This window comes from Romboutsia sp. (assembly GCF_056995035.1).
The window spans coordinates 142,114-157,970 of sequence record NZ_JBXKIW010000048.1; the positions used below are offsets into that span (position 1 = coordinate 142,114).

Here is a 15,857-nt window from a genome sequence, read left to right on the forward strand (position 1 = left end):
TTTTATTCACCTTCTACATTTTGTAAGTCTTCTTTGGTCATTAAAACTTTTCGTGGCTTACTTCCTTCACTCTTTCCAACAATTCCTCTTTCTTCCATAGAATCTATAAGCCTTGCTGCTCTATTAAATCCTATTTTGAACTTTCTTTGTAACATTGATGCAGACCCTTGTCCACTTTCAACTATAAATTCTATAGCCTCACTTAAAATATCATCTTCATCACTAGACTTAGTTATAGCAACTTTAGATATAGTCTCCATTATGTCATCTTCATATTTTACCGCGTCTTTGATTTGGCTTTTTACAAAGTCTATAACTTTTTCTGATTCACCTTCAGATATAAATGCACCTTGAAGTCTTATAGGTTTTGCTGCACCTAATGGATAAAATAACATGTCACCTTTTCCTAGTAATTTTTCTGCTCCACCCATATCCAAGATTGTTCTAGAGTCTGTTTGAGATGAAACCGCAAATGCTATTCTTGATGGTATATTAGCTTTTATAACTCCTGTTATAACATCAACAGAAGGTCTTTGAGTGGCTACTATTAAGTGCATTCCTGCTGCTCTTGCCATTTGCGCTAACCTACATATATAATCTTCTACATCATTTGCACTTGCCATCATTAAATCTGCAAGCTCATCTATTATTATTACTATTTTAGGAAGTTTTTCTTCTGCCTTTTCATTATAACTACTTATATCTTTTACTTGCGTATCTGCAAATAATTTATATCTTCTATTCATTTCAACTACCGCCCAATTAAGTGCACTAGCTGCTTTTTTTGGATCTGTAACTACTGGTATTAATAAATGCGGTATTCCATTATAATTTGCAAGTTCAACAACTTTTGGATCTATAAGCAATAACTTAACTTCATCTGGCTTAGCTTTGTATAATATACTACTTATTAAAGTATTTACACAAACACTTTTTCCTGAACCAGTTGACCCTGCTATAAGTAAGTGTGGCATTTTACCTATATCAGCTATTACAGTTTTCCCACTTATATCTTTACCTAAAGCCATTGCAAGCGGAGAATCAAATTTCTTAAATTCCTCACTTTCTAATACTTCACGTACCGTAACCATTTGTGCATCTTCATTTGGAACTTCTATACCTATTGCACTTTTACCTGGTATTGGTGCTTCCATTCTTATGCTTTTAGCTGCTAAACTTAAAGCTATATCATCTGTTAAGTTTACTATTTTGCTAACCTTAACTCCAGGGCTTGGTTGTATTTCATATCTTGTTATAGTAGGTCCTACTGTAACTTGATTAACTTTAGCTTCAACTCCAAAATCTGATAATGTTTTTTCTAGTAATGATGCATTTTTCAATACTCTTTTCTTACCATTATCATCAGATTTTTTATCTATCTTATTTAAAAGTTCAGCATTAGGTTTCTTATAATTTTCATAACTTGCTTCTGGTTTTATATCTATTGTTTGAGTCTTTCCCTTATCATATGTTTTAGATGTTTTAATTGGCTGTTCTTTAACATCTTCATATTCTTCTTTACTAAAGTTTTGAAGTTCTTTTAATACCTCTAACTCAGACATACTTTGAGTCCCTTCTAATATTTCTAAGTACTCATCTTCTGCTTTGTTAAATCCTACTATTTTTATAGTTTTATCATCTACTTCATCGATTTCATTATCTAAATCTAAGACTGGATCTTCAGTTTGACCTTTGTTTTTTTTAGACATAAGACCTTTAAATAAACCTTCTTTTTTAATCATAGTAGTTTCATCTACTTCGTCAGTCATCATATCTAAAGCAGATTTTTTCATATTTGAAACTTTATCTTTTAAATTAAGGTTTCCATTTTTAGCACTATTTGATTTGGCTTTTATGTTTAATATTAAATCTTTTAACGATATATTAAATGTAAACATCCCTACTATTATAAGAATGAATATACTTATCATCCACCCACCAGTTATACCAAACATTTTACTTATATAATATGTTATAGTTGTAGCTATTAAACCACATCCTGTTCCATTAACTCCCATTTCCATTACAGGCTTTAACATTTCAGGATTTAGCGGACTATCTACTGGTAAACTTCTTGCATTTAGTAATCCATAAAATACAAATATAAATACGATTCCCACATAATAAACTTTAGTGTTTTTTAACCTATATATATATTCATTACCTTCAAAGAACCCAAGTATACCTGACAGCATAACTATAAATGGGATAACAATTGAAATTGATCCAAATAACCCTTTAAAAAGTGTTTGCATCATATTTCCTATTAACCCCATAGAGTTTGAATTTAAACTATATAATAAAAATATACCTACAAATACGGTTACTAAGTTGTGATATTCTGCATTAAAACTTAATTTATTGTCTTTCTTTTTGCTTTTTTTCTTTTTAGCCACCCATCTCACCTCTCATTTGTAATTTCTTTAACCTACTCATAGCAAAAAGTGTTAATGCCTTAACACTAACACTTTTCCTATATTATTCAATTATATCATATATTATATTATTTGAACAAATCTTATTTATTATCTTTAGAATTCTCACTATCCTCTTCAGATTCTTTCATTAATTCTTTTAATTTCTTTAATGCTTCTTTAAGTCCTCCTACTTCATTTATAAGACCACACTCCACAGCTTCCTTACCTATAAGAACACTACCTACATCACTTACAAGTTCATCCTTAGAGTGCATCATCTTTTCTAGTTCTTCTCTTCCTATATCTGAAGTCCTAATTACAAACTGAACTATTCTTTCTTGCATTTTTTTGAAGTACTCAAAAGTTTCATTCACTCCTATGACTAATCCATTAGTTCTAATAGGGTGCACTATCATAGTTGCAGTTGGTGCTATAAATGAGTAGTCTCCAGCCGTTGCAAGAGGAACTCCTATACTATGACTACCTCCTAAAACAAGTGTAACTACCTTCTTAGATACACTATTTAAAAGTTCTGACATAGCAAGACCTGCTTCTACATCTCCGCCTACTGTGTTTAATATAACTAATACACCTTTTATTTCAGGACTTTCTTCTACTGAGTAAAGCATCGGTATTATATGTTCATACTTAGTTGCCTTCTTTTGAGGGTTACCTATATAGTGACCTTCAATTTCTCCTATTATAGTTATACACTGTATATCTTTTGAAGGCTTTGGAGGCATACTAGGGATTCCCATTTGTTTCATATTTTGTATTTCTTCATTTTCATCGTCTAGTTCTTCGTCACATTGATTCTTAACTGGTTTGTTTTTATTTTTATCGTTACCTTCTTTTTCAAACTCTATGTTATTATTAAAATTAATATTATCTTCATAATATCTCATCGGTAATACTCCTCTCAAAATCTACTTTTAAATTATTATTTCCAAATTTATTCAAAAAAATTCACATTATAACTTGTCTTTCCTATCTATCTCTAATATTTTTGAATGTATTTTAAAATATAGTTTAAGAAGGTATTACCCTAGATTTTTATTTTAGATAAAATTCATTATGAATTGCATGTATAGCATTTGACATATCGTCCTTATTCACTAAGCATGATATAGTCATGCTTGAATCTGATGTTTGAAGCAGTGATATTTTTGATTTTGATAATGCTCTTGCTACTTTTGCCATAACGCCTGGTGTTCCACTTATTCTAGCACCTATTAAAGTTACCTTTGCGCAATTTTCATTTATTTCATACTCTATTTCGAATTTTTTCAATATATTTTCTAATAATTGTACTGATTCTTCTTCTATAACAAAAGCCTTCTCTTCTATGAAGAAATTTATCATATCTATGCTTATACTATTTTTTTCTATTTCATTTAGTATTTCAGTAAAAATATCTTCACTTATTTTAATTTTCACTTGCGCTATTTTATCTTTATGAGCAACTGCTGTCATAAGACCATCTTCTTGTTCATATCCTATAACTTTATTTTTGCACTCTGAGCAAATTCTTGTTCCCTCAAAAGTTGGATTTAAGGTGTTTTTTATAGCTAAAGTTATATTTGCACTTTTAGCTAACTTCACTGCTCTTGGATGTATAACCTTGGCACCCTTATCTGCCATTTGAAATACTTCTTCATAATCTATACAATTCAATACTTTAGCTTCTGGCTCTATCCTTGGATCTGCAGTCATTATACCATCTACATCTGTATATATCTCAATAATATCACAATCTAAAGATTTTCCTATTGCTACTGCTGAAGTATCACTTCCACCTCTTCCTAGGGTAGTTATTTCTCCATCTTCTGTAGCTCCTTGAAATCCTGCGATTATAACAACTTTTTTATTTTTTAATTCCTTTTTAATTCTATCTGGTTTTATATCGATTATTTTTGCATTAGAAAAATCACTCGTAGTTATCATTCCAGCTTGACTACCTGTTAAAAATATAGCTTCTATATTTCTTGATTTTAGCATATTAACAAGTATTGTTCCTGATATTATCTCCCCACAACTCATTATAATATCTAATTCTCGTTTTTGAGGCTCTGCATTTATTTGACTACATAAATTTATTAAAGTATCTGTTGCGTATGGAGCACCTTTTCTTCCCATAGCTGAAACTACTACTACTAACCCCAAGTCTTCATTTTCTTCTTTATATGATTTTATTATTTTACAAACTTCATTCATTTTATCATATGATTCTAGTGATGTCCCTCCAAATTTTTGAACTAAAATTTCCATATTCCCCCCTAGTATACTCCGTCATATTCTATTATTATCATGTCGTTCCCTATTTTTCTTACACTTCTCCACGGTACTTCAAGTACTGATTTATCTTTTCTAATACCAAAAAATCCTCTTTCTCTTGGTATTAATAGTGCCAGTATATCTCCTGTAGTTTCATCTAATATAAGGTCACATTCTCCAACTACCCCTAGTCTTTCTCCTGTAACTAAATTAACTATTTCTTTACCTGCTATTTCAGATAAGTTCATTTTTATCCCCCCAATAGTTATTCTACTATAGCTTAATTTTTTCTACTTCTCTACCTACTATACATACGCCTAGTTTATCTAAGGTGAATATTTTATCTATAACACTCTCTATTGTTTTTTTATCTACATTATCTATACAGTCAAGTATATCATCTGTAGTTTTAACCTTTTTGTTTAAAAGCATAGCTTTACCTATAGACATCATTCTACTGCTAGTACTTTCTAATCCTAATATATAGCTTCCCTTTAATTGTTCTTTAGTTTCTCTTATTTCTTTATCTGTAAGATAATTTTGTTTTAAGTTTTTAATTTCTTCTATAATTAGATTATATACTTCTTCCAGATTTTCGTTACTCATACTTGCAAATATTCCCAACTCTCCACATTTTTGATATAAACTTTGAGATGAATATATTGAGTAAACTAAACTTTTTTCTTCTCTTATTTTTTGCATTAATCTAGAGCTTATACTGCCTCCAAATACGGTATTTATAACAGCTAATGCATAAACTTCTTCAATATTTTCAGTTGGAATTGCTTCTAAACTCATAGCTAAGTTTATTTGTTCTGTATCTTTATTTTTAGTTATAAAGCAGTTTTTGAACTCTGCTTTTTCAAGCTTAATTTCAACTTCTTTTCTTTGCCAATCTTTTAATTTTACTTCTATCTTTTCAATCATTTCTTCAAATTTAAAATTACCAGATATAGATATTACAGAATTATTAGGAACATAATATTTTCCGAAATAATTTAGTATTTCTTCTTGATTTATGTTATCTAGTGATTTTGTTGTACCTATAATATTCATTCCTAGTCCGTCACCTGCATATATATTTTCTGTCAATAAATCATAAGCTAAATCTTCTGGTGAATCTTCGTACATCTTTAATTCTTCAAGTATAACTAGTCTCTCTTTATCTATATCAATTTTATCAAATAACGGATTCAAAATCATATCACTTAATATATCTATACCTATATCTATATGAGAATCTAATAATTTAACATAGTAACAGGTACATTCTTTACTTGTAAATGCATTTATTTGACCACCTAGGTTGTCTATCTCACTCGCTATGTCTTTAGATGTTCTATTTTTTGTCCCTTTAAATAACATGTGCTCTATAAAGTGAGATATTCCGCTTGTTTTTTCCTCTTCTATTCTTGACCCTGCATTTATCCATAACCCTAGAGAAATAGATTTCACGTACGGTATCTCTTCTCCTATTATAGTAAGGCCATTATCTAATACATGTGTTTTATACATACTAAACCTCCATTTATTTTATATTTATGTTAACTTATAATATATTATTTATATGTACATGTATTAAATTATAAGTTACAACCTATATTTATTCAACTATAAGTATATTTTAAAATAACTAGCTTACTACAGTAATTAGTGGCTTTATTTATTATATACACTTCGTCTTTATTACTTTCATTTTAGAATACATTACTCAATTTGCCTGGTTTTAATCCCTTGTCTCTAATTATTTGAATTATATCATCTATACACTGAGTTGTTGCTTTTGTTGGATGCATTAACACTATACTATTATCCTGAATATCTTTCTTTTTAACCCTTTCTATTATTACTTCAGGTTCTTCTCTATATTTCCAATCAATTGTATCAATATCCCATTTTATACACGTATACCCCAATTCGTTTGCTGCTTTCATTGTGCCTTCACCAAATGAACCTGATGGTGCTTGGAAAAATTTTGTTGGTTCTTTTATTATATCTTCTATTATTTTTTTAGATGTTTTTATTTGTTCTAAGTTTTCTTCATACGTTAGCTCTGCATAGTCTAAATGTCTATGACCATGATTACCTATTTCATGTCCTTGTCCCTTAATTTTAAGCAATAATTCCTGATTTTTTTCCGCCCATCTTCCAGTTACATTGAAAGTTATTTTTACATCTTCTTTTTCTAGGACTTCAAGTATCCCTTCTACATATTCACTTTCCCAACCAAGATCTACGTTGCAAGTTAATGCAACGTATCCACTTTGTACTTTTGTTCCTTGGTAGTATGGTAAATCTGCCGAATCAAATAAATTAAATGTGGTTTCACTTTTATTTTGTTTTATCATAAATAATATACCCGTTACTGCTAATATAACTATTACCAAGGATATAATGATTTTCTTTAGTTTCTTTTTATTAATTACCATCATCATCATTAAATCTTCCCCCTAAAATTCTTTTTGTACATTATATATGTCTAATTTAAGATTGTTTACTTTAACATGTACAAATTATTTCTTTATATATACTATTAGCTTGTTTATATATTTATGACTTAAAAAAAGAAGCTTCCTTTAAAAGAAAGCTTCCTTGATTTATATATTATTGTTCGTCTTTTTTCTCTACTCTTTCAGGCTTTGGTAAAAGTACTTTTCTAGATAAATTTATTCTTCCTTTTTCATCTATTTCAGTCACTTTAACTTCTACTTCATCACCTATGTTTAATACATCTTCTACTTTAGCAACTCTTTCGTGTGCTATGTGAGATATATGAAGTAATCCTTCTTTTCCTGGAAGTATTTCAACGAATGCACCGAAGTTCATTATTCTGCTGACTTTACCAGTGTATATTTGACCAACTTCTGCTTCAACAACTATATCATTGATACGTTTTTGAGCAAGTGCTATCATTTCTGGATCTATACCACCTATGAATACTTCTCCATCTTGTTCTATATCTATTTTAACTCCAGTTTCATCGATTATCTTAGTTATAACTTTTCCACCTGGTCCTATAACGTCTCTTATCTTGTCTGGGTTTATTCTCATTGTTACTATCTTAGGAGCATATCTTGATAATTCTGGTTTAGGAGCTGATATTGTTTTTCTCATTTCGTTTAGTATGTGTATTCTACCAACTTTTGCTTGAGTTAAAGCATCTCTTAAAACTTGTTCATCTATACCAGCTATTTTTATATCCATTTGTATAGCAGTTATACCCTTTTCAGTTCCTGCAACTTTAAAGTCCATATCTCCTAAGTGATCTTCCATACCTTGTATATCAGATAATACTGCAACTTTGTCATCATGCTTTATAAGACCCATTGCTATACCTGCTACCATGTCCTTTATAGGTACACCAGCATCTAAAAGCGATAATGTAGAACCACATACACTACCTTGAGATGTTGAACCATTTGAACTTAATACTTCAGAAACTACTCTTATTGCATAAGGGAAATCTTCTTTTGAAGGAAGTACTGGTACTAAAGCTCTCTCAGCTAAAGCTCCATGTCCTATTTCTCTTCTTCCTGGTCCTCTTGACGGTCTAGCTTCACCAACACTGTATGCAGGGAAGTTATAGTTGTGCATATATCTCTTGTTTTCTTCTTCATCAAGGCCATCTAATATTTGAGCATCTCCAAGCGATCCAAGTGTAGTTATTGACATAACCTGAGTTTGACCTCTTGTAAATAATCCAGAACCATGAGTTCTTGGTATGAATCCATTATCACACCATATTGGTCTTATTTCATCTGGTCTTCTGTTATCTGGTCTTATATTTTCATGTACTATAAGCTTTCTAACTTCTTCCTTTATTATTGCATGAAGAGTATCTTCTATATCTCCACCAAATGTATCAGCTATTTCTTCAAAATGAGTAAAAGTAGCTTCCTTTACTGCATCCATTTTTTCCATTCTTTCAAGCTTTTCTATAGTTTTTACAGCTTCTTTCATATCTGCTGTAGCAAATTCACGAACTGCTTTTTCAACGTCTTCATCTATTTGATGTAATTTAACTTCTATTTTCTCTTTTCCAACTTCAGCTACTATAGTTTCTATAAATGCTACAACTTTTTTAATTTCTTCGTGTGCAAATAATATAGCTTCAAGCATTAAAGCATCTGGTATTTCCTCAGCTCCAGCTTCAACCATCATTATAGCTTCCTTAGTTCCAGATACCACAAGGTGCAGAGAACTCTTTTCTCTTTGATCTGCAGTTGGGTTTACTACGAATGCACCATCTACTAATCCTACACAAATAGAACCTGTTGGCCCATTGAAAGGTATATCTGATATTGAAAGTGCTATAGATGAACCTATCATGGCAACGATATCAGGAGTACAATCTTGGTCTACTGATAATACAGTAGCTACAACTTGTACATCATTTCTAAATCCTTTTGGGAATAAAGGTCTTATAGGTCTATCTATAAGTCTTGATGTAAGTATCGCTTTTTCTGAAGGTCTTCCTTCTCTTTTTAAAAATCCACCTGGTATTTTTCCAACTGCATATAATTTTTCTTCATAATCAACACTTAGAGGGAAAAAATCTATTCCATCTCTTGGCTTTCCTGACTTAGACACGTTTACCATAAGCATAGTTTCACCATATCTAAGTATTGCGCTTCCGCTAGCTAATTCAGCTATTTTTCCTATTTCAACAGAGAATTCTCTTCCTGCTAAATCCATTTTAAATATTTTATGTTCAAACATTAATGTTTGCCTCCTCTTTTTTAAAACCGTTTTTATCATCCTACGTACTATATTATCAAAAATATTAGAAATTAACAACATAAAAGTCATATACTACCTTATATTGATAATTTTTGAAGTACACTATAAACAGTAACATCTTTTTTGTTTCACTTATTATTTACTTATTTATATAAATTTAGTCATATCTAATTTGACCAAATATAACATAATTATATGATTGAATATACAAAAAAAAGAGACGATATATATCTTCTCTTTTATAATAAAGTTAATTATTATTTTCTTAATCCTAACTTAGCTATTAACGCTCTGTATCCTTCTAAGTCTCTATCTTTTAAGTAAGCTAGTAAATTTCTTCTTCTACCAACCATCTTTAATAATCCTCTTCTTGAATGGTGATCTTTCTTGTGAGTCTTTAAGTGACCGTTTAATTCGTTTATTCTAGCTGTTAATAAAGCTATTTGTACTTCTGGAGAACCAGTATCTCCTTCAGCTCTTCCGTATTCTTTCATTATTTCTGCTTTGTTCATCATCATAGTGATTTACCTCCATATTTTTAAAATCGCCTATTACTAAGCATTGATTGGAGTAATCTAATGCCGAGTAATGGTTTATTTACTTGATTATTTTATCATATATTGTTTCGTTTTGCAAATATACTTTTCAAATACATAACTAGTATCTTTTTCTAGCTGATTTTTTAATTCTTCTAAAGATGAAAACTTCTTCTCATCTCTTGTTCTTTCTAAAAACTCAACTTTTATGATTTTTCCATATATTTCTTCATTGAATTCTAGAATATTAGTTTCAATAGATAGGCTTTTACCATTTACTGTAGGATTATACCCTATATTAGTTGCTCCATAATATATTTTACCATCTATATATACTTTTGTAGCATATATTCCTGTTTTAGGTGTAATCATATTTTTATCTATTTCTATATTAGCTGTTGGAAATCCTATTGTTCTTCCAAGCTGTCTACATTGGATTACTTTTCCTTCTATCTCATAATTATATCCTAAATATTTTTTTACATGAGATACCTTTCCTTGAGAAACTAAACTTCTAATATACGTGCTACTTACTCTTGTCCCATCTATTTTTATAGGTTTTAGTACCTCTAGTTCAAAATTATGTTTTTTAGCTAGCATTTTTAATAAATCAGTGTTACCTTCTTTATTTCTAGCATATGTAAAATCATATCCTACTATGACTTTCTCTGCTCCTAGCTTATTAACCAATATATTTTTAACAAACTCTTCTGCCGATATCTTGGTCATATATTCATCAAAAGGTACACTTACTATTATATCAACACCTAATTTTCTTAGTCTACGTGTTTTTTCTTTATTACTAATAATATTTTTTATAGAATTAGAAACAAAGTAATTTGCTGGGTGATTTTCAAAAGTAAATACAACACTTTTCATATTATTTTCTTTTCCATAATCTATCGCTTTTTTTATAAGAACTTGATGTCCTTTATGAAGGCCATCAAAATTTCCTATTGTAACAACACTTCTTTTTATATTATCTATTACATTTATAGATTTTATAATAGTCATAATGATTTCCCCACCACGTTATAGTTATTTTATACTATAAATAGTTTATCACTTTTTACATTTACAATGTTGTCTTTTTTTGATAATTTTCCAACTCCTAAAAATTCACTTTGACTATAAACTCTTACAAATTCATCATTTTCATCAAAGTTCTTTTCTAAGAACCTTCTTTCATCTATTATGCCACCATTTATATAATACTTTTCAGCATTTGGATGAATTACTATAGATTTGAAATTAGATAGTACATAATCTATATCATATAAATGCTTATCTAATGTGTCATTTTCTTTAAATTCCTTTAATTCTTCTAATGTTATACCATTTTCTAAGTTAAATTTGCCTGATGCTGTTCTAAGTAAAAAAGACATATGCCCTCCACATCCTAGCTCATTTCCTACATCAAAACAAATACTTCTTACATAAGTTCCTTTAGAACATTGTACGTAAAACATTATTTTATTTCCATTTATACTTAATATATCAAGCTTTTTTATGTGTACTGGGCGTGTTTTTAGATTTATCTCATCAGCCCTTCCACTTCTAACTAAATCACACATTCTTTTTCCATTTACTTTTAATGCTGAATACATCGGTGGTAATTGGTTTAGATGTCCTCTTTGAGTATCAAATGCTTTTTCTATTTCTTCATTTGTGAAATTGAAATTTTCTACTCTTTCTACTATTTCACCTGAAGAATCATAAGTATCTGTAGTTATACCAAGAGTCAACTCACATATATACGATTTATCTTTATTAAGTATAAGTTCACTTACTTTAGTTGCTTTTCCTATACATATAGGTAATACCCCTGACGCATCTGGGTCAAGGGTACCTGTATGTCCAACTTTTTTTATGTTTAAGGTTTTTCTTACAGCACTTACAACATCATGAGATGTCATACCTGTAGGTTTTATTATATTTACAATTTTATTCATATTTCATCACCTTAGATTGTTTTTAATACAGCTTCTAGTACCTTCTGCTTAGCATTTTCAACACTATCATAGATAGTACATCCTGATGCTCTTACATGTCCTCCACCATTAAAGCTTTGAGCTATAAGGCTTACGTCTACATAATTTTTCGATCTTAAACTAACCTTGACTTCATTTTCTTTCTTTTCCTTTATAAGAATCCCAACTTCTACGCCTTCTATATCTCTTGTATATGATGTTATTCCGTCTACATCATTAAAGCTTATCTCATTTCTCTTTAGCATCTCTTTAGTTACCATTATACTAGCAATTTTACCATCAACTATATCTAATGTATTTAAAGCTTCTCCTAATAATTTATAATAATTATATGAATTACTTTGGAATACGGCTTGAATTATCATATCTCTCTTTGCACCTTTTAATAGAAGTTGCCTTGCCATTTCAAAACTACTTGGATGAGTACTTGAATATGCAAAGTTACCAGTATCAGTAGCTAAACCAGTATAAAGAGCTGTAGCTGTAGTTTCATCTATAAAATCTATATTTTGAGTTTCATTAAATCTAACTAATAAATTATATACTAATTCACAAGTAGATGATGCATGTACATCTATATAATTAAAATCGCCATAAGAATCATTACTTGCATGATGATCTATACATACTATTTTTTTAGCATTATCTCTTAATTCATCACTTAAACATATTCTATTTTTGTCTCCACAATCAAGAGCTATTATACTGTAATCTTTCAAATCAATTTCACTAGATTTTAAGATATTTATATCTTCTACTAAAAATTTTAAATTTTGTGGTGTATTATCATCTAATACGTAGTAAACGTTTTTTCCTAGTTTCTTTAAACTATAATATATACCAAGAGTTGAACCTATATTATCACCATCAGGACTAATATGAGAAGTAACGATAAAATCGTTACTTCCCTTTATATATTCAATAATATTATCTATATTATTCATCAAAGCTTTCCTCTTCATTAGAAGATACTTCGTTGTTATTATTTTCATTAACTTTTCTTATTAAATCAGACATATACATTCCGTTTTTAATAGAATCATCAATTTTAAATATTATTTGAGGAGTATGTCTAAGCTTTACGTTTCTACTTACTTCTCTTCTTATATAGGCTACTGCATTTCTTAGTCCTTTTAATGTAGATTCTTCGTCTCCACCTAATATACTTACATATATATAGGCATAACTTAAATCATTTGTAACTTCAACATCAGTTACACTAACCATAGATGTTATTCTAGGGTCTTTTATTCCGCTTATAAGCATTGTACTTACAACTTTTCTTATTTCTTCAGCTATTCTTCTAGTTCTATTATATGATGCCATTAGTATCGACCTCTTTTATATCTATTTTAATTTTCTTTCTATCTCTTTAGTTATATATCCTTCAACTATATCGCCTTCTTTTAAATCGCTATAGTTTACGAAAGTCATACCACATTCATACCCTGTGTTAACTTCTTTAACATCATCTTTGAATCTTCTAAGTGCAGCTAGTTGTCCTTCATGGATTATTATTCCATCTCTAACTATTCTTATTTTAGATCCTCTGAATATCTTACCACTAGTTACATAACATCCTGCTATTGTACCTACTCCAGATAATTTGAAAGTTTCTCTAACTTCAGCTTTCCCTGTATCTTCATCTCTGAATTCAGGATCTAACATACCCGTCATAGCAGCTTGAACATCTTCTATAGCCTTGTATATTATAGTGTAACTTCTTATATCTACTTTTTCCTTTTGTCCCATTAATTCTGCTCCTGGAACTGGTCTTACGTTGAATCCTATTATTATTGCATTAGACGCAGTAGCAAGCATAACATCAGATTCAGTTATTGCTCCAACTCCACCATGTATTACTCTAACTGCTACTTCATCATTAGATAATTTTTCTAAAGATTGCTTAACAGCTTGAACAGAACCTTGTACATCTGCCTTTATAACTATGTTAAGTTCTTTAACTTCAGCATCACCCATTTGATCGAAGAAATCATCAAGTGACATTCTTTGGTTAGATTTTAACATTTCTTCTCTAGCTATTTGTGTTCTCTTCTCAGCTACACTTCTAGCTATTTTATCAGTCGGAACTGATACGAATTGATCTCCACCTTGTGGAACTTCAGATAAACCTAATATTTCTACTGCTGTAGAAGGTCCTGCAGTCTTAACTCTTTTTCCTTTAGAGTTTATCATTGCTCTTACTTTACCACATGCAACACCTGCAACTATTGGATCTCCAACTTTAAGTGTTCCACCTTGAACAAGTACTGTAGCAACCGGTCCTCTACCTTTATCAAGTTCTGCTTCTATAACAGTACCAACAGCTCTTTTGTTAGGGTTAGCTTTTAATTCTTCCATTTCAGCAACTAAAAGTACCATTTCAAGTAAAGTATCTATACCTTCTCTTTTTAAAGCTGATACTGGAACTGCTATAACTTCTCCACCCCAGTCTTCAACTAATAATCCTTGATCAGCTAATTCTTGCTTAACCTTATCAGGGTTTGCTCCTGGCTTATCTATTTTGTTTATAGCAACTATTAAAGGTACTCCAGCAGCCTTAGCATGGTTTATAGCTTCTACAGTTTGAGGCATTATACCATCATCTGCTGCAACAACTAATATTGCCATATCCGTAACTTGCGCTCCCCTAGCTCTCATAGATGTGAAGGCCTCATGTCCTGGAGTATCTAAGAATACTATCTTTTGATCATTTATTACAACTTCAGAAGCTCCTATATGTTGAGTTATTCCTCCTGCTTCACTTGAAGTTACATGAGTTGATCTTATAGCATCTAGTAAAGAAGTTTTACCGTGGTCAACGTGTCCCATAACTGTAACAACCGGTGGTCTTTGTGCTAAATCTTCTTCTCTATCTTCTTCTATTTCCATTAAAGCATCTATTGCTTCTGTTTCTTCTTCATCTGATCCACCTATAACTATTTCTAATCCATATTCGCTAGCTACTAATGATCCTATTTCAAAACTTATTTCTTGGTTTATTGAAGCCATTGTTCCCATTTTCATAAGTTTCATTATTATTTCAGATGCAGACTTATCTAACTTATTAGCTAATTCTTGAACTGTTAATTTACCATCTATTACTCTAGTTGATCCATTAGTTACAGCCACTTCACCTTTTAATATTTCTAAAGCTAATTCTAATTCAGTTTCTTCTAATTCAGTATTTTCATCTTCTGCATTTATTTCTAATTCTCTTAATTTAGCTAGTACGTCTTCATTTGACATTCCTAGATCTTTTGCTATTTGGTATACTCTTGTTTTTGACACAAGATCACCCCCTATTATATTTTTGGTTCTTCCATTAATTCTATTATTTTGTTAGCAAAGTTTGCATCCTTAATTCCCAATGCTGCTCTTGGAGCTTTTCCTATTGCCAATCCTAATTGTAGTTTAGTTGAAAAATATACGTATCGTATATTTCTGTATGATGATTTATCTTTAAATAATTTTTTAGTATTTTCTGATGCATCATCAGCCACTATAACTAATTTTACATTTCCTCGTCTAATTTCAAGCAGTGTAGAGTCATCTCCTGATACCATCTTGCCTGCACGAGTTGCAAGTCCTAAAAATGAGTATATTTTTTCTTCATTAGTTTTCATAAGCTTCAAGCTCCTTAAGTAGATTTTCATATACCTCATTAGGTACTTCTATTTTGAATGTTTTATTTAAAGCTTTGGTTTTTATAGCCTTTTTTAAACATTCAACATCTTTACATATATATGCACCTCTACCATTTGCTTTTCCACTTGGGTCTAAAAATATTTGTCCATCCTTATTCTTGACAATTCTTATTAAGCCTTTTTTAGAGTCTCTCTCTTGACAAGCTATGCATTTTCTTTGAGGAATCTTTTTTTGCTTTTCCAAAGAATACC

The 15,857-nt window shown here is 30.3% G+C and carries 15 protein-coding genes; all 15 read right to left on the reverse strand.

Going from position 1 to position 15,857, the window contains the following annotated elements:
• Nucleotides 1–2: 2 nt before the first annotated feature.
• A complete protein-coding gene (locus tag AC11VW_RS07150) occupies nucleotides 3–2,396 on the reverse strand; it encodes a DNA translocase FtsK (protein WP_484300714.1) in 2,394 nt (797 codons plus the stop codon).
• A gap of 122 nt (nucleotides 2,397–2,518) precedes the next feature.
• Nucleotides 2,519–3,322: a ClpP family protease gene (locus AC11VW_RS07155; RefSeq protein ID WP_484300715.1), complete on the reverse strand. Its 804-nt coding sequence runs from the start codon at nucleotides 3,320–3,322 to the stop codon at nucleotides 2,519–2,521.
• Between the two features lie 148 nt (nucleotides 3,323–3,470).
• The gene (gene dapG, locus AC11VW_RS07160) at nucleotides 3,471–4,685 is read right to left on the reverse strand and encodes an aspartate kinase (protein ID WP_484300716.1); all 1,215 of its coding nucleotides are present in this window, start codon (nucleotides 4,683–4,685) and stop codon (nucleotides 3,471–3,473) included.
• A gap of 8 nt (nucleotides 4,686–4,693) precedes the next feature.
• Entirely contained in the window at nucleotides 4,694–4,939 is a 246-nt protein-coding gene (locus AC11VW_RS07165) for a YlmC/YmxH family sporulation protein (RefSeq protein ID WP_484300717.1), read from the reverse strand.
• 25 nt (nucleotides 4,940–4,964) lie between these two features.
• Entirely contained in the window at nucleotides 4,965–6,206 is a 1,242-nt protein-coding gene (locus AC11VW_RS07170) for a M16 family metallopeptidase (RefSeq protein WP_484300718.1), read from the reverse strand.
• A 182-nt stretch (nucleotides 6,207–6,388) separates the two neighbouring features.
• On the reverse strand, nucleotides 6,389–7,129 hold the full coding sequence (locus AC11VW_RS07175; RefSeq protein WP_484300719.1) for a polysaccharide deacetylase family protein: 741 nt from the start codon (nucleotides 7,127–7,129) through the stop codon (nucleotides 6,389–6,391).
• Nucleotides 7,130–7,295: 166 nt separating this feature from the next.
• Entirely contained in the window at nucleotides 7,296–9,410 is a 2,115-nt protein-coding gene (locus tag AC11VW_RS07180) for a polyribonucleotide nucleotidyltransferase (protein WP_484300720.1), read from the reverse strand.
• A gap of 278 nt (nucleotides 9,411–9,688) precedes the next feature.
• Entirely contained in the window at nucleotides 9,689–9,946 is a 258-nt protein-coding gene (gene rpsO, locus AC11VW_RS07185) for a 30S ribosomal protein S15 (protein WP_284132482.1), read from the reverse strand.
• A 90-nt stretch (nucleotides 9,947–10,036) separates the two neighbouring features.
• Complete coding sequence (locus AC11VW_RS07190; RefSeq protein WP_484300721.1) at nucleotides 10,037–10,981, reverse strand: bifunctional riboflavin kinase/FAD synthetase; 945 nt, start codon at nucleotides 10,979–10,981, stop codon at nucleotides 10,037–10,039.
• Nucleotides 10,982–11,010: 29 nt separating this feature from the next.
• Nucleotides 11,011–11,919: a tRNA pseudouridine(55) synthase TruB gene (truB, locus tag AC11VW_RS07195; protein ID WP_484300722.1), complete on the reverse strand. Its 909-nt coding sequence runs from the start codon at nucleotides 11,917–11,919 to the stop codon at nucleotides 11,011–11,013.
• An 11-nt stretch (nucleotides 11,920–11,930) separates the two neighbouring features.
• On the reverse strand, nucleotides 11,931–12,902 hold the full coding sequence (locus AC11VW_RS07200) for a DHH family phosphoesterase (RefSeq protein WP_484300723.1): 972 nt from the start codon (nucleotides 12,900–12,902) through the stop codon (nucleotides 11,931–11,933).
• A complete protein-coding gene (gene rbfA / locus AC11VW_RS07205; protein WP_484300724.1) occupies nucleotides 12,895–13,284 on the reverse strand; it encodes a 30S ribosome-binding factor RbfA in 390 nt (129 codons plus the stop codon). The genes AC11VW_RS07200 and rbfA overlap by 8 nt, the downstream gene beginning before the upstream one ends.
• Nucleotides 13,285–13,305: 21 nt before the next feature.
• Complete coding sequence (gene infB / locus AC11VW_RS07210) at nucleotides 13,306–15,249, reverse strand: translation initiation factor IF-2 (protein WP_484300725.1); 1,944 nt, start codon at nucleotides 15,247–15,249, stop codon at nucleotides 13,306–13,308.
• 14 nt (nucleotides 15,250–15,263) lie between these two features.
• Nucleotides 15,264–15,584: a L7Ae/L30e/S12e/Gadd45 family ribosomal protein gene (locus AC11VW_RS07215; RefSeq protein WP_484300726.1), complete on the reverse strand. Its 321-nt coding sequence runs from the start codon at nucleotides 15,582–15,584 to the stop codon at nucleotides 15,264–15,266.
• Complete coding sequence (gene rnpM / locus AC11VW_RS07220) at nucleotides 15,574–15,849, reverse strand: RNase P modulator RnpM (protein WP_484300727.1); 276 nt, start codon at nucleotides 15,847–15,849, stop codon at nucleotides 15,574–15,576. Before rnpM ends, AC11VW_RS07215 begins: the two co-directional genes overlap by 11 nt.
• Between the last annotated feature and the right edge of the window lie 8 nt (nucleotides 15,850–15,857).